This window comes from Herbiconiux sp. FW305-C-125 (assembly GCF_058783455.1).
Map to the genome: position 1 here is coordinate 170,062 of NZ_JBYSYO010000004.1, position 23,743 is coordinate 193,804.

General features: G+C 69.7%; 22 protein-coding genes. 4 read left to right on the forward strand and 18 right to left on the reverse strand.

All coding sequences use genetic code 11. The features are described 5' to 3' along the window. Positions 1-8 precede the first annotated feature (8 nt). Positions 9-2,333, forward strand: a complete 2,325-nt coding sequence (locus AC3WLB_RS12715) for a transglycosylase domain-containing protein (RefSeq protein WP_492506488.1) — start codon at positions 9-11, stop codon at positions 2,331-2,333. A gap of 38 nt (positions 2,334-2,371) precedes the next feature. On the opposite strand, the gene AC3WLB_RS12720 is transcribed toward AC3WLB_RS12715, so the two are convergent. The 15 genes from AC3WLB_RS12720 to AC3WLB_RS12790 all read right to left on the reverse strand — a co-directional run bounded on the left by AC3WLB_RS12720 (position 2,372) and on the right by AC3WLB_RS12790 (position 20,224). Next, a complete protein-coding gene (locus AC3WLB_RS12720) occupies positions 2,372-3,364 on the reverse strand; it encodes a LacI family DNA-binding transcriptional regulator (RefSeq protein ID WP_492506782.1) in 993 nt (330 codons plus the stop codon). 151 nt (positions 3,365-3,515) lie between these two features. Further along, positions 3,516-4,229 (reverse strand): gluconate 2-dehydrogenase subunit 3 family protein, encoded by a 714-nt coding sequence (locus AC3WLB_RS12725; RefSeq protein WP_022895710.1) that lies wholly within the window; start codon positions 4,227-4,229, stop codon positions 3,516-3,518. A 28-nt stretch (positions 4,230-4,257) separates the two neighbouring features. Further along, positions 4,258-5,910, reverse strand: a complete 1,653-nt coding sequence (locus AC3WLB_RS12730; protein WP_492506490.1) for a GMC family oxidoreductase — start codon at positions 5,908-5,910, stop codon at positions 4,258-4,260. Positions 5,911-5,938: 28 nt separating this feature from the next. Further along, a complete protein-coding gene (locus AC3WLB_RS12735; protein ID WP_492506492.1) occupies positions 5,939-6,889 on the reverse strand; it encodes an aldo/keto reductase in 951 nt (316 codons plus the stop codon). Beyond that, positions 6,886-7,914 (reverse strand): LacI family DNA-binding transcriptional regulator, encoded by a 1,029-nt coding sequence (locus AC3WLB_RS12740; protein WP_035882756.1) that lies wholly within the window; start codon positions 7,912-7,914, stop codon positions 6,886-6,888. Before AC3WLB_RS12740 ends, AC3WLB_RS12735 begins: the two co-directional genes overlap by 4 nt. A gap of 52 nt (positions 7,915-7,966) precedes the next feature. After that, positions 7,967-9,049: an ABC transporter permease gene (locus tag AC3WLB_RS12745; protein ID WP_022896588.1), complete on the reverse strand. Its 1,083-nt coding sequence runs from the start codon at positions 9,047-9,049 to the stop codon at positions 7,967-7,969. A 33-nt stretch (positions 9,050-9,082) separates the two neighbouring features. After that, positions 9,083-10,648 carry a sugar ABC transporter ATP-binding protein gene (locus AC3WLB_RS12750; protein ID WP_022896587.1) on the reverse strand — a complete coding sequence of 522 codons (1,566 nt, stop codon included), beginning with the start codon at positions 10,646-10,648 and terminating at the stop codon, positions 9,083-9,085. Next, the gene (locus tag AC3WLB_RS12755) at positions 10,645-11,742 is read right to left on the reverse strand and encodes a sugar ABC transporter substrate-binding protein (RefSeq protein ID WP_492506496.1); all 1,098 of its coding nucleotides are present in this window, start codon (positions 11,740-11,742) and stop codon (positions 10,645-10,647) included. The genes AC3WLB_RS12750 and AC3WLB_RS12755 overlap by 4 nt, the downstream gene beginning before the upstream one ends. Before the next feature lie 124 nt (positions 11,743-11,866). Continuing rightward, entirely contained in the window at positions 11,867-12,952 is a 1,086-nt protein-coding gene (locus AC3WLB_RS12760) for a nitrilase-related carbon-nitrogen hydrolase (protein ID WP_492506498.1), read from the reverse strand. 359 nt (positions 12,953-13,311) lie between these two features. Beyond that, positions 13,312-14,658 (reverse strand): aminotransferase class III-fold pyridoxal phosphate-dependent enzyme, encoded by a 1,347-nt coding sequence (locus AC3WLB_RS12765; protein ID WP_022896279.1) that lies wholly within the window; start codon positions 14,656-14,658, stop codon positions 13,312-13,314. Between the two features lie 47 nt (positions 14,659-14,705). Next, positions 14,706-15,308, reverse strand: a complete 603-nt coding sequence (locus tag AC3WLB_RS12770; protein WP_492506500.1) for a DNA-3-methyladenine glycosylase I — start codon at positions 15,306-15,308, stop codon at positions 14,706-14,708. A 36-nt stretch (positions 15,309-15,344) separates the two neighbouring features. Then, the gene (locus AC3WLB_RS12775; protein ID WP_492506501.1) at positions 15,345-17,237 is read right to left on the reverse strand and encodes a cell wall-binding repeat-containing protein; all 1,893 of its coding nucleotides are present in this window, start codon (positions 17,235-17,237) and stop codon (positions 15,345-15,347) included. A 108-nt stretch (positions 17,238-17,345) separates the two neighbouring features. Further along, on the reverse strand, positions 17,346-17,927 hold the full coding sequence (locus tag AC3WLB_RS12780; RefSeq protein WP_492506502.1) for a hypothetical protein: 582 nt from the start codon (positions 17,925-17,927) through the stop codon (positions 17,346-17,348). Further along, positions 17,924-19,150, reverse strand: a complete 1,227-nt coding sequence (locus AC3WLB_RS12785) for a glutathionylspermidine synthase family protein (RefSeq protein WP_492506504.1) — start codon at positions 19,148-19,150, stop codon at positions 17,924-17,926. The genes AC3WLB_RS12780 and AC3WLB_RS12785 overlap by 4 nt, the downstream gene beginning before the upstream one ends. Positions 19,151-19,360: 210 nt before the next feature. After that, positions 19,361-20,224: an aldo/keto reductase gene (locus AC3WLB_RS12790; RefSeq protein WP_492506506.1), complete on the reverse strand. Its 864-nt coding sequence runs from the start codon at positions 20,222-20,224 to the stop codon at positions 19,361-19,363. A gap of 106 nt (positions 20,225-20,330) precedes the next feature. On the opposite strand from AC3WLB_RS12790, the gene AC3WLB_RS12795 reads away from it, so the two are divergent. Continuing rightward, positions 20,331-20,717, forward strand: coding sequence for a DUF1622 domain-containing protein (locus AC3WLB_RS12795; RefSeq protein WP_492506508.1), 387 nt, complete (start codon positions 20,331-20,333; stop codon positions 20,715-20,717). A 2-nt stretch (positions 20,718-20,719) separates the two neighbouring features. On the opposite strand, the gene AC3WLB_RS12800 is transcribed toward AC3WLB_RS12795, so the two are convergent. Genes AC3WLB_RS12800 through lipB form a run of 3 tightly spaced genes read right to left on the reverse strand, consistent with a single transcriptional unit; the run spans position 20,720 to position 22,906 of the window. Continuing rightward, positions 20,720-21,181, reverse strand: coding sequence for a VOC family protein (locus AC3WLB_RS12800; protein ID WP_492506510.1), 462 nt, complete (start codon positions 21,179-21,181; stop codon positions 20,720-20,722). A gap of 49 nt (positions 21,182-21,230) precedes the next feature. Continuing rightward, positions 21,231-22,229: a lipoyl synthase gene (gene lipA / locus AC3WLB_RS12805; protein ID WP_492506513.1), complete on the reverse strand. Its 999-nt coding sequence runs from the start codon at positions 22,227-22,229 to the stop codon at positions 21,231-21,233. Beyond that, positions 22,226-22,906, reverse strand: coding sequence for a lipoyl(octanoyl) transferase LipB (gene lipB / locus AC3WLB_RS12810; RefSeq protein ID WP_492506515.1), 681 nt, complete (start codon positions 22,904-22,906; stop codon positions 22,226-22,228). Before lipB ends, lipA begins: the two co-directional genes overlap by 4 nt. Before the next feature lie 110 nt (positions 22,907-23,016). On the opposite strand from lipB, the gene AC3WLB_RS12815 reads away from it, so the two are divergent. Further along, positions 23,017-23,274 (forward strand): type II toxin-antitoxin system Phd/YefM family antitoxin, encoded by a 258-nt coding sequence (locus tag AC3WLB_RS12815; protein ID WP_492506517.1) that lies wholly within the window; start codon positions 23,017-23,019, stop codon positions 23,272-23,274. A gap of 8 nt (positions 23,275-23,282) precedes the next feature. Then, entirely contained in the window at positions 23,283-23,699 is a 417-nt protein-coding gene (locus tag AC3WLB_RS12820) for a type II toxin-antitoxin system VapC family toxin (protein ID WP_492506519.1), read from the forward strand. The last annotated feature ends 44 nt before the right edge of the window (positions 23,700-23,743 follow it).

Sequence of the window (23,743 nt, forward strand, 5' to 3'; positions counted from 1 at the left end):
TCAGGCATATGCCCGAACGTCTCACCCGCGTCACCGAGCGCTTCCAGCGCGTGGTCGACGGCACGAAACGCCCGGTCGGAATGATCGCCCTGCTCAGCGTGGTGGCGGCGGTGCTCGTCACCGTCATGGCCGTTCCCGCCATGGCCGTCACCGGCGTGTACGCCTCACGATCGGTCGACGTGCTCGACAGCCTGCCCGACTACATCCGCCCCGGCGAGCTCGCCCAGAAGTCCGAGATCTACTCCACGAACGCCGACGGGTCGAACACTCTGCTGGCCACCGTGTTCGACCAGAACCGCAAAGAGGTCGGCTGGGACGACGTGTCGCAGTACGTCAAGGACGCCGTGGTCTCCACCGAGGATCCGCGCTTCTACGACCACCACGGAGTCGACCTCGCCTCGACCCTGCGCGCCGCGGTGGGCAACGTCACCTCGGGCGGAGTGGAGAGCGGGGCATCCACCATCACCATGCAGTACGTGCGCAACATCCTCGTGCAGCAGGCCGAGATGATCGACGACCCGGCGAAGCGGGAGGCCGCCTACGAGGCCGCCACCACCGAGTCTCTCGACCGCAAGCTGCAGGAGATGCGGCTCGCGATCGCACTGGAGAAGCAGTACTCCAAGGACGAGATCCTGATGGGGTACCTCAACATCGCGAACTTCGGCGGCTCGGTGTACGGCATCGAAGCCGCGGCCGAGTACTACTTCGGGGTGAGCGCGCGCGACCTCTCCATCGCCCAGGCCGCCACTCTCGCGGCCACGGTCAACGAACCGAACGGGCTGCGCATCGACGAGCCCGAGAACATCGCCGACAACCAGGCACGCCGCGACAAAGACGTGCTGGCCTCCATGCTCAAGCAGAAGTCCATCACGCAGCAGCAGTACGACGAAGCGGTGGCGACGCCGGTCACCCCGAACATCACGCAGCCGACCACCGGATGCCAGGCGGCGGCGAACGGCGCGGCCTACTTCTGCGACTACGTGACCTGGATCGTGAAGAACGACCCCAGCTTCGGCGACACCGCCGACCAGCGCTGGTCGAACTTCAAGAAGGGCGGGTACAAGATCTACACCACCCTCAACACCGACCTGCAGGCGAACGCCAACGAGACGATGCAGGAATACATCCCGCCGGCCTACGACGGGGCCGACCTCGGCTCCACGATCGTGACCGTGCAGCCGGGCACCGGGCGCATCCTCGCCATGGCGCAGAACACGACCTTCGACGACGATCCCGACACCGCGGCGCCCGGCGCGACCGCCGTGAACTACAACACCGACATCGACTACGGCGGATCGTCGGGCTTCCAGGTCGGGTCGACCTACAAGGTCTTCGCACTGGCGCAGTGGCTGAAAGAGGGGCACACCCTCGCCGACCGGGTGAGCGGCAACGAGCGGGAGTGGGACATGTCGACCTTCCCGAACTCGTGCGAGGCCCTCGGCGGCCCGTGGGAGCCGGCGAACGACGGCAGCGCCCGGCCCGGCACCATGTCGGTGCAGAGCGCCCTCACCAACTCGGTGAACAACGCCTTCGTGGCGATGGCGCAGCAGATGGACCTCTGCGCCATCAAGGACACGGCAGCGTCGCTCGGCGTGCACCGTGCCGACGGGGCGGAACTCGACACGCAGCCCTCGTCGGTGCTCGGCACGAACGAGATCGCGCCGGTGACGATGGCCGCCTCCTACGCCGCCATCGCGGCGAACGGCCTGTTCTGCGCTCCGGTGGCGATCGACAAGATCGTCGACGGAGACGGCACCGAGATCACGCCGCCGCAGGCGAACTGCACGCAGGCGCTCGACCCGAACATCGCGGCGACGCTCGCCTACGCGATGCTTGGGCCGATCGAGAGCGGCACGGCCACCGCATCCGACCCCGACGACGGCATCACGCACATCGGCAAGACAGGCACCACCGACAACGAGAAGGACACCTGGATGGTGGGGGCCTCGACTGCTGCCGCCACCGCGGTCTGGGTGGGCAACGTGAACGGCAACGTCTCGATGACGGAGGTCGACCCGAACGGCTACGCGGGTTCGACCGTGCGGCACCGCATCTGGCGCTCGGTGATGACCGCCAACGACGACGTGCTCGGCGGCGGCGAGTTCCCCGACCCCGACCGGGCGCTGGTGAACGGATCGTCGTCGCGCTTCGACGACGGTGACTCGGACTCCGGCGACTCCGACTCGACGTCGACGCCCACGCCGACCCCGACGCCGAGCGCCACGGCCCCGACCCAGGCGCCGCCCGCCCCGCCGGCGCCCGTCGACCCGGCTCCGCCGGTCGACCCGATTCCGGGTCCCACCTCGACGGCGCCGGCCCAGCCGGCCGGCTGACGGCGCGGACGGGCCGGAGGGACGGGACGAGCAGCGGGTCAGCCCCGCGCGGGCGGCGGTGCCGTGCTGTCGCGCACCACAAGGGTCGGCTCGATCAGCGGGATGACGGCAGGCTCCTGCCCGCGCATGAGCGACAGGATGCTCGCCACGGCCGCCCGCCCGATCTCCTCGAAATCGAGCACCACCGTCGTGAGCGCGGGCTGGAAGTAGCGGGCCTCGGCCACGTCGTCGAAGCCGACCACGCTCACCTGTTCGGGCACCGCGATCCCGTGCTCGTCGAAGGCCTTCATCACGCCGAGCGCGAAGGGGTCGTTCGCCGCGAACACCGCGGTGACGCCGGGTGTCTCGGCGAGCTGCAGACCGGCGCGGTAGCCCGACTCGGCGCTCCAGTCGGCCGTGGTGACCACGGGCGGCGCCATCCGGCCCGCGGCGGACAGTTCGAGCATCCAGCCCCGCGTGCGGGCGTCACTCGCCATCCATCCCTCGGGGCCCTGCACGTGCCAGACCGTCTCGTGCCCGAGACCGAGCAGGTGCCGCACCACGCGCCGCGCGCCGTCGACCTCGTCGATCGAGACGCTCCGCGTCGACTCCGGCGAGCCCTGTTCGAAGGTGATGACCGGCACATCCGTCTCGATGCCGCGCAGCACCTCGATGGCCGCCCGCAGCGGCGCGAGCACGATGACGCCGTCCACCTCGTCGGAGGTCAGCTCCCGTAGGGCGGCGCGGATGCTGGAGTGGTCGAGCGACCCGATCGTGATGAGTCGCGTCGAGTACCCGTTGGTGCGTGCCTCCTCCGAGATGCCGAAGAGGGCCACCGACGGGCCGTGCACCGACAGCGCGTAGCTGACCACCCCGAGGTTCATGGTGCGGTTGCTCGCCAACGCGGCAGCGGCGGTGTTGCGCCGATAGCTCAGCTGCTCGATGGCCAGCTGCACGCGCGCCCGGATGTCGGGCGCCACGTTGGAGGCGCCGTTCACCACCCGGGAGACGGTCTGCTGCGACACGCCGGCGAGCCGGGCGACGTCGACCATGCGGGCACCCCGCGATTTCGAGGCCGTGCGGCTCATCGCTGCGCCACCGGAGCGCTGACCGGGGACGTTCGCTGAGGCATCCCCTCATTATGCCGCCTGGTCGGGCGCCGTCCGACGCGAGGCCGATGCCCGGCCGACGCCCGGCCGGCCCTCAGGGCCGCCGGTAGCGCAGCACCTCCGGGTGCCGCTCGTACGGCCACTCGGCATCGGGGATCATGTACTTGCGCGTCGTGTAGCTCCCGTCCATCGTCGAGGCGAGGGTAGGCGGCCCGTCGAAACCGATCACCGCCCAGCCCACCCGGTTCTCGTTGCCGCCGTACACCGGGTCGGCATAGAAGCCCTGCCGGGTGTTCAGCACGAGCAGCGGGAAGAAGGTGAGGAAGTCCTCATTCACCGGCTGGTTGCCGGCCGGCGCACCGCCCGCTCCCTCCTCCGCCGAGTCGAATGTGAACCGCTCGGGCTTCGGCTGGCCCGACAACTCCTCCAGCGCGACATCCTGCTGCTCGTCGTCGAGGTCGACGAATCGGGCGCCGAACCGCTCGCTCGCGATGCGGTCGAGTTCGACGATGCCGTCGCGGTAAAGCGTCTGACGCAGCTCGATGCGCTCGCGCCACGCCTCTTCTTCGCGCCCCTCCATGCGCAGCCAGCCGACGCCGTCGGCGGCGGGGAAGACGAATTGCGTGCCGGCGAGCATCCGGTCGATGAACCGCACCACCTTCGCCTCACGCGCTCCCGGGTGATGATCGGTGGGGATGATGCGTGCCGTCGCCGCCTCGACCGTGTTCCACTCCTCCTCGGTGAAGAACAGCGGTCCGTCGCCGTCTCTGGTCGAGATCGGGACGGTGCTCCATTCTGCCTGACCCATGTCGGTGTCCTCTCTGCCTCGGGCGTGCTCAGTCGGTGGTCCACCCGTGGCGGTCGACCTGCAGGATGCGGTCGGCGCAGCGCCAGGCGTTCGCCATGATGGTCAGCGCCGGGTTGATACCCGTCGCGGTGGGGAAGAAGCTCGCGTCGAAGACGTAGAGGTTCGGCACGTCGTGCGTGCGGCACCAGCGGTCGACGACCGAGGTCGCCGGGTCGTCGCCCATGCGGGTGGTGCCGAGTTCGTGCGAGGTGTTGCCCGTGATGCGCTCCATGTTCACCGGCACGACCTTCCGCGCGCCGGCCGCCTCGAGGATCTCGCCGTTCTTCGCCGTCTGCCAGCGCTCTTGTGCGAAGTCGTTCGGATGCGGCGTGTGCGTGATGCGCGCAACCGGCAGCCCCCAGGCGTCCTTGACGGTGGGGTCGAGGTCGACGCGGTTCGCCTCGACCGGAAGGTCGTGCAGCAGGATGCCGATCTTCATCGTGTGGTTGAACAGCTCCCGGTCGGCGTCCTTCGCCGCCTGACCCCAGGTGGGGCGGCCTGGGAAGCTCCAGTTCACCGGGTGCCCGATCATCGAGGGGAAGATCAATGAGCCGAGGATGTGCCCGCGCGAGGTGTCCGTCTCGTAGAAGTCGAAGGAGCACAGGCTCATGTAGTGCCCGGCCCAGCCGTAGAGCGGGTCGCTCACCTCGCGGTCGAACAGGCCCACCGCGAACGAGTACTGGTGGAAGGTGGCGTTGCGCCCCACCTGCCCGCTCGAGTTGGCGAGGCCGTCGGGGAACTGCGCCGACTTCGACATGAGCAGCAGGCGCGGCGTCTCGATACCGCCGCCGCAGACGATGACCGCCTTCGCGTGCTGCACGAACTCGTCACCGTCCTCGTCGGTGTAGCGCACGCCGGTCGCCTTGCCGTCCTTACCCACCAGGATCTCGCTGACGTAGCAATCCGAGCGCAGGTCGTAGAGGCCGGTGTTCACGGCATCCGGGATGAAGCTGATCAGCACCGAGGACTTGCCGGTGCCCGGGTCGGGGTACTGCTGCCAGAACCCGTTCTCGCTGAACGGCTGCCGGCCGCGGTAGGGCTCGGTGACCATGCCCTGGGGCATCGGGAAGGTGCTGTGCCCGAGCTTGTCCATCGCGGTGGCGAAGGTGCGGCCGATCTGGCTGAGCGGCGAGGGCTTCGTGGGGTAGCCGCGGCTGCGGCGGCCCTCCCAGCGGTTCGCTCCGGCGAGGCCCGAGGTGCCGAACTCCCACTCGACCCGGGTGTAGTACGGCTCGAGCTCGTCGTAGCTGATGGGCCAGTCGACAAGGCTCGCGCCCTCGACGTCACCGTGCAGCGAGCGCAGCTTGAAGTCGCTCTCGGTCATCCGCGGCACCATGCCGCCCCAGTGCGTGGTGCCACCGCCGACCACCTGCGGGGTGGCCGAGAAGTTGGTGATCACGGCCTCCTCGTTCTCGTTCTGGCGGTAGGTGCGCGGCTTCAGCTTCGGGTCCTGCCAGATGAAGTTGCGGTTGAGGTACTTCAGCTCGTCGCCGGAGGCGTGCTCGGGCTTCAGCCACGGGCCGCGCTCGAGGCCGACCACCCGGAGGCCGGCCTCGGTGAGCACCTTCGCGGCGGTCGCGCCGCCGGCGCCCGCGCCCACGATGACGACGTCGACGGGCTCAGGGTTCTTGCGTGATTTCATGGGGTCCTCCTCAAGACGGATGCGCGGCTCAGGCCGACTGCAGTTCGATGCCGTGACGGCCCACTCGGGCCAGCGGCTCGAGCTCGTCCCAGAGCTCGGCCGGGATCTCCTGCGCCAGGAGGTCGACGGTCTGCTGGATGCGCGACGGCTCGGACATGCCGACGATGGTCGAGGTCACCCGCGGGTCGCGGGTGGAGAACTGCAGGGCGGCCGCAGCCAGCGGCACGCCGAAGCGGGCGCAGGCGGCCTCCATCTGCCGCACCCGGTCGAGGGTGGCCTCGCCGACGGGGGCGTAGCAGTAGCGGGGCACCGCATCCGGGCCCTTCACGAGCATCCCGCCGCCGAACGGAGCCGCGTTCACGAAGGCGACGCCGCGGAGGGTCGCCTCGTCGAGCAGGGGCTCGGCGGTCTGCTCCACGAGCGTGTAGCGGTTGTGGCTGATCACCGCGTCGAAGGCGTCGGTCGCGAGGTACTGCAGCTCGAGATCGATCGGGCCGCCAGCCACACCGAGGTAGCGGATCACACCCGCGGCCTTCAGCTCGAGCAGCGCCTCGAGCGGGCCGCCGGGCGCAGTGGCCTCCTCGAAGGTGATCTTCTCGGGGTCGTGCAGGTAGACCAGCGGCAGCACGTCGAGGCCGAGGCGCTCGCGGCTCTCCTCCACCGAGCGCCGCACGCGCTCGCCCGAGAAGTCGCTGGTGCCCGGCAGGGGGTCGACCTTCGTGGCGACCACGACGCCCTCGGGCACCCCGCCCGCAGCAGCGATCGCGCGGCCGATGCGGCGTTCGCTGTCTCCGCCGCCGTACTCGTTCGAGGTGTCGATGAAGGTGAACGGGCCCTCGAAGACCCGGGCGATGGTCGCGACGGCGGCCTCGTCGGACACCTCGTAGCCGTATTGAGCGGGGAAGCTGCCGAGCGCGCTCGTGCCGACGCAGATCTCCGAGACCCGGAGGTCGGTGCGGCCGAAGGGTCGGATGGTCATGATGTTCTCCTCTGAACGGAGAGCGCGGAACGGCTCTCAGGGGCGGGCGGGGGTACAGCGGTGCTGCGGCGCACCACGAGTTCGGGGTCGATGCGGGGGATCGGGTCGGCGACGGCGCCGCCCATCAGCTCCAGGATGCGGTCGACGGCCAGCCGCCCCACCTCGGCGAAGTCGATGCGCACGGTGGTGAGGGCGGGGATGTAGTACCGGGACTCGGGCACGTCGTCGAAGCCCACGACGCTGATCACGTCGGGCACCGCGACGCCTTCGTCGCTCAGCGCCTTGAGCACGCCGAGCGCCATCTGGTCGTTGGCCACGAAGACGGCGGTGACGACCGGGTCGGCGGCGATGGCGAGGCCGGCACGGTAGCCCGAGTCGGTGGTCCAGTCACCGCGGAACGGCTCGGGAGCCGGAACCCCGGCAGCCGCGAGTTCAGCTCGCCAGCCAGCCAGCCGAGCCTCGGTGCCGAGCCAGCCGGGCGGCCCCGACACCTGGTGCACGGTCGTGTGACCGAGGGCGAGCAGGTGGCGGGTGGCCAGGCGCGCGCCGGTCACCTCATCCGTCGCCACGTTCGAGGTGCCCTCCTCGCCACCGGGCTCGAAGACCACGAGCGGTACCCCCGCATCCAGGCCGTCGATCGCGTGCACGGCGGCCTCGATCGGCGCGAGCACCACGATGCCGTCGACCGAGTCGGCGAGCAGGTGGTCGAGCGCGGCCCGCATGCTGGCTCGGTCGACACTCGCGAGCGTCACCAGGTTGGTGGCGTAGCCGGCGCGCCGGGCCTCGTCGGCGATGCCGGTGAGCGCGACCGAGGGGCCGTACTGGGCGAGGCCGAAGCTCACGATGCCGATGTTCATGGTGCGGCTGGTGGCCAGCGCGCGAGCGGCCGGGTTGCGGCGGTAGCGGAGACGAGCGATGGCGAGCTCCACGCGCTCCCGCACGTCCGGGGCCACGTTGGTCTGGTTGTTGACCACGCGCGACACCGTCTGCTGCGAGACGCCGGCGAGCCGGGCGACGTCGATCATGCGCGCACCTCTCGTACCGTTCTGCGGTTCGCGGGACATCTCGGGCACCGGATCAGCGGAGCGCGGGCGCGCGCCGCCGGCCGAACTTCTGGAAGAAGGCGGAGATGCGCTGCACTCCCCCGGCGCTGGAGAGGAAGACCGCGATCACGATCACGGCACCCTTGATCACGAGCTGCGGCTCCGAGGAGATGCCCACCAGGTTCATGATGTTGATGATCGTGGCGAGCACGAACACGCCGATCACGGCACTGATCGGGTCGCCCTTGCCGCCCATCAGCGACGCACCGCCGACCACGACGGCCGCGATCGCATCCAGCTCGTAGCCGACGCCGATCAGCGAACTGCCCTGCTGCAGTTGGGCCGCGGCGATGAGCCCCGCAAGGCCGGCGAGCAGACCCGACAGCGTGTAGGTGATGAGGAGGTTGCGGGCCACAGGGAGCCCGGAGAGCCGGGCCGCCTCGGGGTTGCCGCCGATGGCGTAGAGCGAGCGCCCGAAGGTGCTGAACTTCGCCACCAGGGCGGCCACGATCATCACCACGAGGAAGATCAGCACGGGGTTCCGGATGCCGAGGGTCGTGCCGCGCGAGAAGGCGTCGATGAACGAGGTGTTCAGGATCTGGATGAGGCTGGTCGACTGGATGATGTAGCTGAAGCCCTTGATCGCACTCATCATCGCGAGCGTCGCGATGAATGGTGGGATGCGGAGCCAGACGACCAGCATGCCGTTGATGAACCCGGCCACCGCGCAGCTGCCGAGGGTGAGCGCGACCGAGAGGCCCGCATCCATTCCGGTCTGGAGGGTCAGCGCCACGATCACGGTCGACATGGCCATCGTGGAGCCCACCGAGAGGTCGATGCCGCCGGTGAGGATCACGAAGAACTGGCCGACCGCGAGCACGGCCACGATCGAAGCCGCCGCGATGACGTTCTCGGCGTTGCGCACGGTGAGGAAGTCCTCGGAGACGTAGTAGCCCACGATCACGATGGCGATCAGCACCAGGATGAGGTAGCTCTTGGGCAGCAGGCGGCGCACGGCGGCGCCGAGGCGGCTCCCGCCATTCGCGGGCGGCTGCGGGGGGCGGTGCTTGGGCGCCGGCGCGGTGGTGACGGGGTCGGCGAGGGAGTTGTTGGTCATTTCTCAGTCCATCGGTTGCGGATGATGCCTTGATCAGGCGAAGCGGGAGACGAGCGTGGCCCCCGAGGGGTCGATCTCGTCGTGGTCGAACTCGGCGACCACCCGGCCGCGGGCGAGCACGAGTACGCGGTCGCACATCATCGCCTCGGTGATCTCCGAGCTCGAGATGATGACCGTGCCACCGCCGCGGGCGAACTCGCGCAGCAGCTCGTACATGTCTTCCTTGGCGCCCACGTCGACGCCGCGGGTGGGCTCGTCGCAGATCAGGAGTTGCGAGGAACGCGCGAGCCAGCGGGCGAGGATGCCCTTCTGCTGCGTTCCCCCGCTCAGCGTCTTCATCGGCTGGTTGACGCTCGACACCTTCATGCCGAGCCGGGCCACCATCTCGGTGGCGACCCGGCGCTCCTTCGCGCCGTCGATGATGCTCAGCCGGCTGAACATCGGCAGGCTCGCCAGGGTGATGTTGCCGGCCACGCCCATCTCGGGAATGAACCCCTGCGCCTTGCGGTCCTGCGGCAGGAGGCCGATGCCGCGGCGGATGGCGTCGCGCGGCGCGGCCAGCGACACGTCGCGCCCGGCCAGACGGATGCGTCCGGCGGTCTTGCGGCGCGCCCCGGCGAGCAGACCGGCGAGTTCGGACTGCCCGCTGCCGATCAGCCCCGAGATGCCGAGCACCTCGCCGCGGCGGAGCTCGAAGGAGACGTCGTCGACGAAGCCCTCCTCGGAGAGCCCCGAGACCGACATCAGCACCTCGTCGCTCGGCCCGGCACCCAGCCGTGGGCTGCGCTCCCCGCGGAGCGCCGCATCCGCGATCGAGCCCTCGAGACTCTTGCCCACCATCGCGGTCACGACGTCGGAGGGCTTCGTGTCGGCGGTGGCCAGGTCGGCCGTGTTGCGGCCGTCCCGGAGCACCGTGACCGAGTCGCAGAGCGAGTACAGCTCGTCCATGCGGTGCGAGATGTACAGCAGGGTGACGCCCTGCTCGGCGAGGGACCGGAGCACCGTGAAGAGCTTCTCCACGTCGGGCTGCGGCAGCGTGGAGGTGGGTTCGTCCAGCAGCAGCACGCGGGCATCCTTGTGCAGTGCTTTGGCGAGTTCCACCGCCTGCTGCTCGGCCACCGAGAACGAGGCCACCGGGCGGCGCACGTCGAGGTCGAAGCCGACCCGGGCGAGCGCCTCCCGCGCCTCCACCTGCATCTGCCGCCAGTCGACCACCGTGCGGCCCGCCTTCGGCAGTTGCCCGAGGAAGATGTTCTCGGCCACCGAGAGCGAGGGCACGAGGCTGAGCTCCTGGTAGATGGTGTGGATGCCGGCGTGCTGCGCATCCGTCGGTTCCCGGAAGCGGACGCGCTGGCCGCCGAGGTGGATCTCCCCGCCGTCGGGCGTCTCGGCCCCGGAGAGGATCTTCACCAGCGTCGACTTGCCGGCTCCGTTCTGCCCGGCCAGAGCGTGGATACTGCCGCGCTTCACCGTGAAGCTGACGCCCTTCAGCGCCTGCACGCCGAGGTAGGACTTCGTGATGCCGTCGAGGCGGAGCTCGTCGGGCGCATCCGGGATGCGGCGCACCTGCTCGGCCTGGCCGGGAGCGGGCAGAGTCACTGGTCTTCCTTGGCCCGCACGTAGGTGTCGCCCTCGACGTAATAGTCCTTCGCGTTGTCGGGTGTCACCACGCTGGTGTCGATGTAGAGGGTCTTGTCGGGGCAGGCCGTGGTGTCGTCGTTGTAGGCGGCGAGCGCCATCTTGACCGCGGTCGCACCCTGGTCCCAGGGCTGGTTCGAGGCGGTCGCCTGCAGCGGACCGGTCGGGTCGTCGATCATCTCCTTCACCGAGACCATGCCGCCGTCGTAGCTGGAGAGGATGATGCCGTCGCCCCAGAGACCGGCCTGCTGGAGGCCCTGCACCACGCCGCCGTTCATCACGTCGCTCATGCTGTAGACGACCTTGAGGTCGGGGTTCGCGGTGGCGACGTCGCGGATGGGCCCGAGCGCCTTGTCGGGCTTCCACTCGCCGTACTTCGTGTCGAGCTTGTTCACGGTGACGCCGGGGTGATCCTTCGTGACGCTCTCGAAGCCCTCCATGAAGCCGTTGAAGCGGAGGTCGCTCAGCACGTCGCCCGGGAACCCGCCGATTCCCACGATCTTGATCTCGCCCGAGGCGCCGAACTTCTCGATGGCCTTCTTCGCGGCCACCTCCCCGGCCAGCGATCCGGTGTACTCCTGGTCTTCGGCGACGTAGCAGAAGGTGTCGGGCACGAGGCTCGCGTCGAGGTTCGAGTTGACCGTGACGAGGGGGATGCCGGCCGCCTTCAGGGCGGCGACCGAAGGGCCGACGCCGATCGGGTCGTTGGCGTTCATGATGACGACGTCGACGCCCTTGGCGATGAGGGTCTGGACATCGGAGTTCTGGCGCACGGTGTCGCCGTTCGCGTCGAGCAACTCGATGCGGGCGCCCACCTTGTCGGCCTCGGCCTGGCCGCCCTCGACGAGGGTCTTCCACCAGTCGCTGCCGCTGATGCCGCGCTGGCTCCAGCCGATGACGAGTCCGTCGCCGCTGGCCTTGTCTTCGGGGGTGCTGTCGGCGCTGGATGCGCGGCAGCCGCTCAGTACGAGGGCTGCGGTGGCGAGGGTGGCCGCGCCGAGGGCGATGCGGGCGGCGACTGTGCGCCGACCGGACGGGTTTCGGGGAACGATCATGATTCCACTCCTTTGTGACAGTGCTGATCTGGTGGTGCTGGGGTGACGCGAGGGTGATGCGGGGTGGCGCCTGGCCGGGCCGGGACCGCATCGGTGCGATCCCGGCCTGACCCGGCGCGGTGACTCAGTCGAGCGGGGTGAAGACCCCGCGCTCGGTGAGCAGCTCGATGTTCTTCGCGCGGGTGGCGCGCTCGCGCGCGAGCCAGCCTTCGCCGGGAGGAGCATCCAGGTACTGGTTCTTCGGGTAGATCGGCTTCTCGTAGATCGCCGCGTACTGCTCGGTGCGGAGGTCTTTGAAGCCGTTGAACACGCCGTTGGCTTGGCGGTCGCGGCGCAGCGCGTCGATGTCGATCGTGGTCGACACGAAGGTGTCACCGGCGGTGATGCCGGGGGTCTCGGTGATGATCTTGCCCCGCTGGTTCACGATCATCGAGCGGCCGCCGAAGAGATCGTTGATCACGCCGTCGGGACCGAGTTCGGGCCCGAGGTTCGGGGCCACCACGATCGCGTTGTTGAACAGGGCGTGCGCCTTGTTCTGCACCTCCCACATGCCCTGCGAGGTCTGCGGCTCGATGAGGGTGGCACGGATGATGACCTCGGCCCCGTTCATCGCGAGTCCGCGGGCGATCTCGGGGTAGGCGCCCTCGTGGCAGATGACGTAGCCGATGTTGCCGATGTCCGGCGTCTTCGCGACCGGGTAGATCGCATCCATCACGTTGCCGTTGCCCTTCTTCACGATCCACTCGTCCCAGAGGTCGTGCGGGTTCGTGGTGCCGAGGGTGCCGCCCTCGAAGCCGTCGCTGGTCGCCTTGGCGCGGCGGTAGATGACCTCGCCGTTCGGGTCGATCATGAACGCGCAGTTGAAGTAGCGGTCGGGGAAGTCGTCGTCGGCGACGAGGTAGAGCTCGCCGGCGATGTAGGTGTTCAGTTCACGAGCCGCTTTGGCCAGCTCGTCGGTCTCGGGCCCCGGGATCGTGCGGGCGAACTTCTTCTCGGCCTCACGGTTGCCGGCGGTGAACGCCATGTGCATGCCCTGGATCGCCATCTCGGGGATCACCACGAGCTTGACCGGGTAGCCCTCGGTGGCGGCGACGCCGACCGCGGTCTTCATGAAGCGGATGATGCGCTGGGTGTTGGTGAGCGCATCCTCCGGTTCGACGATCGGGATCTGCAGGGGCGAGAGGGCCACGACGGTGTACGGCTCAGTCACGTCAACTCCTTCGTTGTTGGTTCGTGAGAGCTATGTTAGCGCACTATCAAATCGCGTCAACAGTTAAATCGTTGTATTTACAGGCACCAGGACGCCTATGGATATCGGATGAGTGATCGCTAACTCATCAGTTGTACAACAGCGAGGAGGCACACGTGGCCGGTGGGCCCGACGACTGCCCGGGGGGGCACGCGATTGTCGCCGGCGCGCAGAGCTCAGCTCGACGCGGCGCCGGGCACTGACGCGCCCAAGCGCGGGATCGATGACATCACCAGCCGGTGCGCGTGCGGGGCATCACTGTTCTCGACAGTGCAGCGTCGCTCGCTCCCCCGGTCGGATGGCTGACGAGGTGGCGAGCGTCAGGCGGAGAGTTCGGCCAGCTTCTGCTCGATGACCGTGGCGGCGTCGTCGATGAGGGCCTCGCTGATGACGACGCTGGGGAGGAAGCGGAGCACGCTGTCCCAGCTGCCCGAGTCGAGCACGATGACGCCGTTCGCCGCGGCGTGCTTGATGACCGCGGTGAGCGCCTCGGGGTTAGGCTTCTTGGTGCCCGGATGCACGAGCTCGACCCCGAACATGGCGCCCTTGCCGCGCACCTCGCCGACCACCGAGAACTTCTCGGCCCAGTCGCCGATGCGGGCGAAGAACGCACGCTCCACCCGCTGCGCCTCGGCGATGAGGTTCTCGCGCTCGATCAGGTCGAAGACGGCGAGGGCCGCCGCGGTGGAGACCGGGTTGCCGCCGAAGGTGCCGCCGATGCCGCCGGGCTGCACCGCATCCATGATCTCGGCGCGGCCCGTGACCGCGGCGAGCGGGAAGCCGCCCGCGATGCCCTTTGCGCTCGTGACCAGGTCGGGCACCACGCCGTGGTGCTCGATGGAGTACCAGGCGCCCGAGCGGGCGATGCCGGCCTGGATCTCGTCGGCCACGAACACGATGCCGTTCTCGGTGCAGAACTCGCTCAGCCGCTTGAAGAAGCCGGGCGCGGGGATGATGATGCCGCCGTCGCCCTGGATCGGCTCGACGAAGAGGGCGGCCAGCTCGGTGGCACCGATGTGGGTGGTGATGTAGTCGATGGTGCGCTCGGCCGCCTCTTCGCCCGTCATGCCCTCGGGGTCGCGGAAGGGGTAGCTGATCGGCACCGAGTAGATGTCACCGGGCATCGGGCCCATGCCTGCCCGCTCGGGCCACGGGCGGTAGGTCATGGCCATGGTGAGGTTGGTGCGGCCGTGGAAGGCGTGATCGAGCGCAGCGATGACCCGGCGGCCGGTGTACTTGCGCGCGATCTTCACCGCGTTCTCGACGGCCTCGGCGCCCGAGTTCACGAGGATGGAGCGCTTCTCGAAGTCGCCGGGCGTGATCTCGGCGAGCTTCTCGGCGACCTTGAGGTAGTTCTCGTACGGGGTGACCGTGAACAGGGTGTGGGTGAGCTTGCCGGCCTGCGCGGCTGCGGCGGCCGCGACATCCGGATGCGCGTGGCCGATGGTGGTGACGCCGATTCCGCAGCCGAGATCGATGATCTGGTTGCCGTCGACATCGACGAGGATGGCGCCCGCACCGTGGTCCATGTAGATGTCGGCGAGGGTGCCCGCGCCGCGGCTCACCGTCTTGCGCCGCCGCTCGTGCATGGCCCGGGAGTTCGGCCCGGGCAGCTCGGTGACGAGCTTGCGCTGCTGAGGAACGGAGAACGCGGTGTCGGAAGCCATGCTCCGAGCCTAACCGCTCGCGTGTTTCCCGCCCGTTTCGGCGGCGTTCACCGCGGCTTGCGCGGGCAGGAGTCGACGTGGTCGTCGACGACTCCGACCGATTGGAGGTAGGCGTAGACGATGGTTGAGCCCACGAAGGTGAAGCCGCGCTTCTTCAGGTCTTTGCTGAGCCGGTCGGAGAGCTCCGTGGTCGCCGGTAGGTCGCCGAGCCCGCGGGGATGATTGACGACCGGCACCCCGTCGACCCAGCCCCAGAGGTAGTCGGCGAAACTGCCGAACTCCTGCTGCACCCGGATGAACGCCTCGGCGTTCTTGCGGGTGCCATAGATCTTGAGGCGGTTGCGGATGATGCCCTCGTCGCCCATCAGCGCTCCGAGCTCCTCGTCGCTCATCGCCGCGACGGCCTCGACGTCGAAGTCGTGGAACGCCTTCGCGTAGCCGGCCCGGCGGTTGAGGATGGTCGACCACGAGAGCCCCGCCTGAGCACCCTCGAGCGTCAGCATTTCGAACAGGTGCCGGTCGTCGTGACTCGGCACCCCCCACTCGGCGTCGTGGTAGGCGCGCATGGTGGGCGACCCCGTCGCCCAGCCGCAGGTGCCGTCGTGCGGGTCGGGCACGGACTCGGGTGCGGTGACGGATGCTTCGCTCATGCCCCGATCATGCCAGTCACCCCCGACATCCGTACGTCATCCCGCCAGGTGCTCCTTCAGCGCTGCGACCACCGCATCGGAGACCGTGTTGGGCCCGCCGAGCACAACGATCTGCGTCGGCTTCAACCGGTCGAGTTCGGCAGCAACCTGCCCCGGCACCCCGGTCGCGGTGACAAGCAGCACGGGCGCCGTGGAGGCGATGGCTGCCGCGGAGCCGGACAGCGCATCCGGAAACACGGCACCCGACGCGACGTAGGCCACGTGCGCGCCCGCCGGGAAGGTGCTCGCCGACACGTTGGCCGACACCTCGAAGCGGTCGGCGCCGCCGATCCGAGCGGCCGGTGCGATGGCGCCGAGGGTGGCCAGAACCTCGCCCGACACGGTGTTCGGACCGCCCAGCACCACGATCCGATTCGGTTTCAAACGCGTGAGTTCGGCGGACGCATCCGCCGGCACGCTCTCGCGCGTGACGAGCAGCACCGGTCCGCCGAGGCGACCGGCGGCAGCCGAACCGGAGAGCGCGTCGGGGAAGGTCTCACCCGAGGCGACGTACGCCACCGAAGCCGTCGAGAAGGCCTCGCGGGAGACCCGAGCGGCCACCGCGTAGCGATCTGCGCCGTCGTACCGCAGCACGGTCGCGGAGAACACCTTCGCGGCCTCTTGCACCTGCGGACTCACACTCACCGGGCCGCCCAGGATGACGATCTTCGCCGGCCTCAGTCGGCGCAGCTCAGCGGCGACTGCGTCGGGGATGCCGTCCCGGGCGGTGAGCAGGACCGGCCCGTGCTGGGCACCCGCTGCCGCCGACCCCGCAAGCGCGTCGGCGAATCCGGCCCCCGAGGCGAGGTAGGCCACGCCGACGCCTGGCGCGAAGGTGCGGGCCGAGACCGCAGCGGACACCGCGAAGCGGTCGGCACCGCCGACGCGGCGCACCACGGGGTGCACGTCGATCGACACCGTCGCGATTCCCGAGAGGCACGGCGGCGTGTTCGCGGCCGCGGTCACGCAGTACTGGAAGCTGTCGACACCCGCGGCGTCCCCGGCCGGCCGATAGGCGAACGCACCGCCGGGGCCGACACCCGTGAGCACCCCGTGAGCCGGATCGGTGACGATACGGAGGTTGTCGGTCGCCGCCACTCCGGTGTCGTTCGCGAACAGTCCGTCGGTGGCGAGCCGGACGATGGCGGAATCGACGTCGACCTCGTAGTGGTCGTCGGCGACTGTCAGTAGGCCGGGCTGCACGCGGACGGTGACGGTTGCGGTGTTCGACAGGCAGGTGGTCTCGGTCGACCGGGCGGTGATGCAGTAGGTGAAGCTGTCGGTGCCATGGAAGCCGGCCGCCGGCGTGTACACGAACCCACCCCCGTCGCGGGCAGCGACCGTTCCGTGGGCGGGCGCGCCCATCAGCGCCGCCATCGCGGGCAGTGTGCCGTGGTCGTTGCCGAGCACACCGGGCGCGGAGACCGAGAGGGTCGTGTTCGAGGGCGTCGAGTAGCCGTCGTCGACCGCCTGGATGGCCTCGGTGTCGAGGAAGACGGTCGCCGTGCCCGACAGACACGAGGCGGGGGCGGAGACATCGACGATGCAGTAGCCGAACGAATCCGATGCACGTGTCTCGGCGAACGGCTCGTAGCGGAACTGGCCGGCAGTCGTCACAGCGACCGTGCCGAGGGCGGGCATCGTGACGATGCGGATCGTCATGACATCGGTCTGGACATTCTTGTCGTTCGCGAACACGCCTGGTGCCGGTGACTCGAACGCATCGCCCATGGTCACGAAGTGGTCGTCGACCGCGACCGGCCCGGCCGCGTGCGCGGCCAAGGGCAGCGCCAGCACGGAGCCGGCCACCACCGAACCGGCCACGAGGACGCCGGCGAGCGCACCCAGAGTATGGGACATGGAGCGGGGCAGCGCGAGTACTCCGGACATCCGGAGCGCGCCGCCGTGGCGGAGGGACCGAGGGCGCGGAGTGACGTGGTGATGCATGCTGACATCCGATCGACGGGTTCCCGACCCGCGATGAGTTTACCTCATCAATCAGCCGCCTGCCGACGAGCCGAAGCCCGACTTGCCCGACGAGCCGAAGCCGCCCTTGAGTGGGGCGCGGTCGCCCGTCTTCGCGCCGGCGGGCGCCGGCGACACGACGTCGGACTGCACGGGCGCACCCGGCGCCGCGAACCCGCCCGAGCCGACCGGCGCCCATCCGGAGACCCGCGGCGACGCCCACCGCGACCCCGCGAACAGCAGCGGCCCGAGCCACAGCCCGGAGTAGTGCGCGTGCGGGTAGTTCGACGACGGCTCGCAGAGCGATTCCGGGGTGTCGACGATGTCTTCGCCCTGCCGTTCCAGCACGGCGATCTGCTCCGTCACATCCGCGATGCAGTCCTCCTTCGAGGCGTACATCGGGCGCTCCGCGTTCTGCGGCACCACGTACTTCTGGCCGTCGGCACCCTCGAGCACCACGCCCTCCTCGGTGGGCGCGCAGCCCGAGAGTGCGAGCACGGCCCCCGCGATCGACGCCACCGCGACGCCACGCTGCACCGCTGCTCGCGTGACGGCGGGCCGCGCTCGGCCGGCCAGCCCCGAAAGATTCAGCTGGCTGGATCGAGCCGATCTCATAGCGCCCCCTCGATGTAGTGCGGCACGAACTCGGCGAGGTCGCCCGTGATCGGGCCGCTCGTCTCGCGCAGGTCGATACCGGCCGGGGTCTCGCCCACGATCCAGCTGCCGATGACGGCGGTCTTGCCCGGGATCGGCGCGAACCGCGCCCGCTCCTGGTAGACGAACCCCTCCTCGCCGTACGGCCCGTCGGCCTCGGCGAGCACCGTGCCGTCGGCCGCGAGGATGCTCACGTTCGCACCCTCCCGGCCCAGCCGGGGCTTCCGCACGACGTCCCGGTCGCCGGGGCGGAACGCATCCGTTCCGGCGAACGCCGGCAAGAGATTCGGATGCCCGGGGAACAGCTCCCAGAGCACCACGAGCAGCTGCTTGTTGCTGAGCAGCAGCTTCCAGGCGGGTTCCACCCACTGGGTCGCGCCGCGGCTGCCCGGCAGGAAGCCGCCGAACTGCTCGACGATCATCCACTCCCACGGGTAGAGCTTGAAGATGCGCCGGATCGGCTCGTCGTCGCCGTCGAGGAACACGCCCTCGTCGACGCTCCAGCGAACATCCTCCATGAAGACGAGCTTCGGGTCGAAGCCGGCGGCGGCCGCCGTCTCGGCCATGTAGGCCGCGGTGTCGAAGTCCTCGACGATGAGCTCGCCGTCACCCGTGTCGTGCAGCGACGCGAGGTGCAGGCGCGCGCCGGGCGCGAGCCCCCACCGGGCCGTGCGGATGTGCTCCCACTGCTCGATCAGCAGCTCGTGCAGGCCGTTGAACTGGTCGGCTCCGGCCGGAAGGGTCCCGTCGGCGATGTGCTCCTGCAGCCACTGCCATTGCGCCGCGGCCGTCTCGACGAGCGACGTGGGAGTGTCGGCATTGAACTCGAGCAGCTTGACCGAGCCCGGCTCGCCCGTGCCGTCGTAGGCGAGGTCGAAGCGGCCGTACACCGTGGGGTAGTCCTCGTCCCACGACGCCCGCACCAGCTCGTGGAACCGCTCCGGGATGCCGAACTCGTCGAACCGGCCCTGCCGCACCACGAACTCGACCGCGTCCATGCAACGGGCGAAGAGCTCGGCGGTGGCCTGCTCGAGCAGCTCGATCTCGGGCATCCGGAAGACGTAGGCCGCGCCCTCGCGCCAGTAGGGGCGGCCGCCTTCGGACTCGAGGTCGTAGAAGCTGAAGCCGACGGCGTCGCAGCGCGCCCGCCAGTCCGGGCGCGGGGTGATCTCGGTGCGGCGCATGGTGCTCCGAGCCTAGCCCGGCCGCCGCCGCAGCAGCGGCGTGGCGGGTAACTCTGCAAATGAGGAGGACCGACGCCGTATACGGGGTCGGTGGCCTTCATTTGCAGAGTTACCGGCCATCCCGTGACGAGTTACTACCGAAATGAGCGAAACCGACCTCGTATACGGGGCCAGTCCCGCGCAAATCGGTAGTTACTCGGCGCAGACCGGTCAGTCGAGCGCGTCGAGCTCCTCCGGCGAGAGGCGGATGCCCGCCGCGGCCACGTTCTCCTCGAGGTGCGCCACCGACGAGGTGCCCGGGATCGGCAGCATGACGGGCGACTTGTGCAGCAGCCAGGCGAGCGCGAGCTGCGACCGCGTGGAACCGTGCGCCTCGGCGAGCGTCGCAAGCGGCGACCCCTGGCCGGCGAGCGCGCCGGTCGCGAGCGGGAACCACGGGATGAACGCGATGCCCTCGGCGGCCGAGTACTCGAGCAGCGCCGACGCACGCCGGTTGGACAGGTTGTAGAGATTCTGCACCGACACGATCGGAGCGACGGCACGTGCCGCGACCACCTCGTCGACGCTCACCTCGGAGAGCCCGATGTGCCGCACCTTCCCCTCGCTCTGCAACGCGGCGAGCTCGCCGATCTGCTCCTCCAGCGGAACCTTCGGGTCGATGCGGTGCAGCTGCAGCAGATCGATGCGCTCGACGCCGAGGTGGCGGAGGTTCAGCTCGGTCTGCTGCCGGAGGTACTCGGGTCGCCCAACCGGCGTCCATCGATTCGGCCCCTGCCGTGTGAAGCCGACCTTCGTCGCGATCGCGACCCCGTCGGCGTACGGGTGCAGGGCCTCGCGGATGAGGGCGTCGGTCACGAACGGACCGTACGCATCCGCGGTGTCGATGAGGTTCACGCCGAGCCCCACCGCGCGGCGCAGCACCGCGATTGCGGCGGAACGGTCGGCGGGTTCACCCCAGACGCCGGGCCCGGTGAGCTGCATCGTGCCGAAGCCGAGGCGGTTGACGGGGAGGTCACCGCCGATGGCGAAGGTTCCGGATGCTGCGGCAGAAGTGGTGGTGTCGTTCGACGTCATGACGTGCCCAACGGCATGCGACACCCCCGAATTCCGCCGACCCCGCGCGGGTCGCGGATTGCGCGGCGGGCGAACGCGCATACTGGGCCCGACGAGGGAGCGCGGCATGGACTTCTACGGGGTCATCGAAGTGGTGGGCAAGGTGATCGACGCCGCGGGCGTGGCCGCGATCGTCGTGGGCGCGTTGTACGCGGCGGTGAACGCGCTGGTGCGGGGGCTGCGGCGGGAGCATCCGGTGTACACGCAGTTCCGGCGCATCCTCGGGCGGGCGATCCTGCTCGGGCTGGAGCTGCTGGTGGCGGCCGACATCATCCGCACCGTCGCGGTGACGCCGACGCTCGAGAGCGTGGCGGTGCTGGGCGCGATCGTGCTCATCCGCACCTTCCTCAGCTTCTCGCTCGAGCTCGAGATCACGGGCCGGTGGCCCTGGCAGAAGGCGCCGGCGGCCGCCACCCCCGACGACGCGGCGCCGGCGCCCGCGCCCGCCGACTGACGTCATTCCGCGGGTTGGAGCCGCACCGAGCCGTCCGCCCCCACGCTCCAGCCCGGGTTGTGCGCCACCTCCCAGACGACGCCGTTCGGGTCGTCGACATGGGCGTGGTAGCCGCCGAACGCGGCCTGCTGCGGAGACTTGCGGATGCGGCCGCCGGCACCGCGCATCCGCTCGACCACCGCGTCGACCTCGGCGGGTGACCCAACGTTGTGCGAGAGCGTGATGCCAGTCGGCCCCGCCGCCCGGCCCACCGGCACGGGCCCACCGCCCGCAGCGTCGACGAGGTCGCCCGCGAACGCCGCCGCGTCGTACAACCCGAGCACGAGACCGGGCCCCACCTGGAAGAACAGGATCTCGCCGGGCACGTCGAGCAGCGGCACCCAGCCCAGCCCCTCGCGGTAGAAGCGCCGGGCGGCGTCGAGATCGGGCGTGGCGAGCGTGATGAAGTCGAGGCGCTGGTCCATGCCGCACAGGCTACGCCGAGGCTCGAGGCCACGCCGAGCGGATGCCCGCCTACACCGCCTGGGCGAACGCGGCCGGCCCGGCTGCCGCCTCGGCGAGCGGGGCGAGCGCGGGCGGGATCGGCCACCCCTTGCGGCGCATCGACTGCGCCCAGAGCCGGCCGGCGCGGTAGGAGGAACGCACCAGCGGCCCCGCGAGCACCCCGAGGAAGCCGATCTCCTCGGCTTCGGCCTTGATCTCCACGAACTCCTCGGGCCGCACCCACGAGGCCACCGGGAGGTGCCGGGGCGAGGGCCGGAGGTACTGCGTGACCGTGATGATGTCGCAGCCGGCGTCGTGCAGGTCGCGGAGCGCCGCCGACACCTCGGCCCGCGTCTCGCCCATGCCGAGGATGAGGTTCGACTTCGTGATGAGCTGCGCGGCCCTGGCCTGGGTCAGCACGTCGAGCGAGCGCTCGTAACGGAAGGCGGGGCGGATGCGCTTGAAGATGCGCGGTACCGTCTCGACGTTGTGGGCGAACACCTCGGGCCGCGAAGCGAACACGACCTCCAAGAGCGACGGATCGCCCGAGAAGTCGGTGGCGAGGATCTCGACCCCGGTGCCCGGGTTCAGCTCGTGGATGCGCCGCACCGTCTCGGCGTGCAGCCACGCCCCCTCGTCGGGCAGGTCGTCGCGGGCGACGCCGGTCACGGTGGCGTAGCGCAGCGCCATCGACCGCACCGACTCGGCGACCCGGCGCGGCTCATCGGTGTCGTAGTCGGCGGGCTTGCCGGTGTCGATCTGGCAGAAGTCGCAGCGGCGGGTGCACTGCGAGCCGCCGATGAGGAAGGTCGCCTCGCGGTCCTCCCAGCACTCGAAGATGTTCGGGCAGCCGGCCTCCTGGCAGACCGTGTGCAACTCCTGGTCTTTCACGAGCCCCTGCAGCTCCCGGTATTCGGGGCCGAACTTCGCCTTCGTCTTGATCCACTCGGGTTTGCGCTCGATCGGCGTCTCGGCGTTGCGCACCTCGAGGCGCAGGAGCTTCCGGCCTGCGGCCTCGGGCGCGGTCACCGGGCACCCGCCGCGACGGTTTCGTGTCCGACGCGGACGAGGTCGCGCATCCGATCGCCCGGCGATTCGAAGCGCGCCATCACCGCGTCGACGAGGTCGACCGGGTCGACCCGTCGGCCCACCACCTCGCTGATCGTGGTGACACCGGCGTCGCGGATGCCGCACGCCACGATGCGCTCGTAGGGCTCGAGGCTGTTGCTGCAGTTGAGCGCGAAGCCGTGCGTGGTCACCCCGCCCGCCACCCGGATGCCGATGGCGCCGAGCTTGGCGGTGGTGCCGGCGACCGTCGTCCAGATGCCGGAGCGGCCCTCGACGCGGTGGGCGACGACGCCGAAGCCGATCACGACGTCGAGCAGCATGGCTTCGAGCGAGCGCACGTAGGCGACCACGTCGATGGGGTCGGGCAGGCGGAGGATGGGGTAGCCGACGAGCTGGCCGGGACCGTGCCAGGTGATCTTTCCGCCGCGGTCGACGTCAACAACGGGGGTGCCGTCGACCGGACGCTCGTCGGGCTCGGTGCGCTTGCCCGCGGTGTACACGGGCTCGTGCTCGAGCAGGATGACGGTGTCGGGCGCGTCGCCCGTGAGCACGCGGTCGTGCAGGCGCGCCTGCAACTCGAGCCCTTCGGCGTAGGGGACGAACCGCCGCCCCACGCCCTCGACGACGAAGTCGGTCATGACGTCACATTACATTAATTGGACGCAGTACAACAATTCGTTAATTGATCTGAGGAAGTTGTGTGAGGCATGAGATGCTACGGCAGGCTACGGTCGGCTACACTGTCGCCATGACTGCTGTCCCCGTGCGCGAACTCCGCAACCACACCGCCGAGGTGGTGCGCCGGGTGCAGGGCGGCGAAGACATCACCATCACGGCAAACGGAGTCGCAGTGGCTTCTCTCCTTCCCGTGCGCGCCGGAAGGCGCACCTGGATCGGCCCGGTCGATCTCATCGCCGCACTCGACCACCGCGCCGACCCTGCTCTGCGAGATGACCTGGCCGTTCTGGCGGGCGACACGACCGACGACCTCGATCCACTCAGCTGAGTCAGCCGATGGCCTCCGAGTCCGACCGCCCCGCCACGGGCCTGCTCGACACCAGCGTGTTCATCGCGTCCGAATCCGGTCGGCCCCTCGACCACGCCCGCCTTCCCTCGCGGTCGTATGTGTCGGTGGTGACGCTGGCCGAACTCCGCGCCGGCGTTCTCGCGGCGCGCGACACCGACACCCGCTCCCGGCGACTGGCGACCTTGGAGAGCATCGGCGACGTCGAAGCGCTGCCGGTCGACGACCGAGCGGCCACCCACTGGGCGCGCCTGCGGTTCCGGCTGCACGAGGTGGGGCGGCGGGCGAACGTGAACGACCTGTGGATCGCATCCGTCGCCCTGGCACACGATCTGCCCGTGGTGACGCAAGGCGCCGATTACGACGTGCTGGCCGATCTCGGTGGGCCCGAGGTGCTCCGCGTCTGAGCAGTATCTCGGATACGCGACTTGCCGTGATCGAAAGATGGGCG

What these genes read in the sequence shown, in the direction of transcription:
- AC3WLB_RS12715 (WP_492506488.1), top strand. Translation starts at nt 9, where the DNA reads ATGCCCGAACGTCTCACCCGCGTCACCGAGCGCTTCCAGCGCGTGGTC.
- AC3WLB_RS12720 (WP_492506782.1), bottom strand. Translation starts at nt 3,364, where the DNA reads ATGGTCGACGTCGCCCGGCTCGCCGGCGTGTCGCAGCAGACCGTCTCC.
- AC3WLB_RS12725 (WP_022895710.1), bottom strand. Translation starts at nt 4,229, where the DNA reads ATGGGTCAGGCAGAATGGAGCACCGTCCCGATCTCGACCAGAGACGGC.
- AC3WLB_RS12730 (WP_492506490.1), bottom strand. Translation starts at nt 5,910, where the DNA reads ATGAAATCACGCAAGAACCCTGAGCCCGTCGACGTCGTCATCGTGGGC.
- AC3WLB_RS12735 (WP_492506492.1), bottom strand. Translation starts at nt 6,889, where the DNA reads ATGACCATCCGACCCTTCGGCCGCACCGACCTCCGGGTCTCGGAGATC.
- AC3WLB_RS12740 (WP_035882756.1), bottom strand. Translation starts at nt 7,914, where the DNA reads ATGATCGACGTCGCCCGGCTCGCCGGCGTCTCGCAGCAGACGGTGTCG.
- AC3WLB_RS12745 (WP_022896588.1), bottom strand. Translation starts at nt 9,049, where the DNA reads ATGACCAACAACTCCCTCGCCGACCCCGTCACCACCGCGCCGGCGCCC.
- AC3WLB_RS12755 (WP_492506496.1), bottom strand. Translation starts at nt 11,742, where the DNA reads ATGATCGTTCCCCGAAACCCGTCCGGTCGGCGCACAGTCGCCGCCCGC.
- AC3WLB_RS12765 (WP_022896279.1), bottom strand. Translation starts at nt 14,658, where the DNA reads ATGGCTTCCGACACCGCGTTCTCCGTTCCTCAGCAGCGCAAGCTCGTC.
- AC3WLB_RS12770 (WP_492506500.1), bottom strand. Translation starts at nt 15,308, where the DNA reads ATGAGCGAAGCATCCGTCACCGCACCCGAGTCCGTGCCCGACCCGCAC.
- AC3WLB_RS12775 (WP_492506501.1), bottom strand. Translation starts at nt 17,237, where the DNA reads ATGTCCGGAGTACTCGCGCTGCCCCGCTCCATGTCCCATACTCTGGGT.
- AC3WLB_RS12780 (WP_492506502.1), bottom strand. Translation starts at nt 17,927, where the DNA reads ATGAGATCGGCTCGATCCAGCCAGCTGAATCTTTCGGGGCTGGCCGGC.
- AC3WLB_RS12785 (WP_492506504.1), bottom strand. Translation starts at nt 19,150, where the DNA reads ATGCGCCGCACCGAGATCACCCCGCGCCCGGACTGGCGGGCGCGCTGC.
- AC3WLB_RS12790 (WP_492506506.1), bottom strand. Translation starts at nt 20,224, where the DNA reads ATGACGTCGAACGACACCACCACTTCTGCCGCAGCATCCGGAACCTTC.
- AC3WLB_RS12795 (WP_492506508.1), top strand. Translation starts at nt 20,331, where the DNA reads ATGGACTTCTACGGGGTCATCGAAGTGGTGGGCAAGGTGATCGACGCC.
- AC3WLB_RS12800 (WP_492506510.1), bottom strand. Translation starts at nt 21,181, where the DNA reads ATGGACCAGCGCCTCGACTTCATCACGCTCGCCACGCCCGATCTCGAC.
- lipB (WP_492506515.1), bottom strand. Translation starts at nt 22,906, where the DNA reads ATGACCGACTTCGTCGTCGAGGGCGTGGGGCGGCGGTTCGTCCCCTAC.
- AC3WLB_RS12815 (WP_492506517.1), top strand. Translation starts at nt 23,017, where the DNA reads ATGACTGCTGTCCCCGTGCGCGAACTCCGCAACCACACCGCCGAGGTG.
- AC3WLB_RS12820 (WP_492506519.1), top strand. Translation starts at nt 23,283, where the DNA reads ATGGCCTCCGAGTCCGACCGCCCCGCCACGGGCCTGCTCGACACCAGC.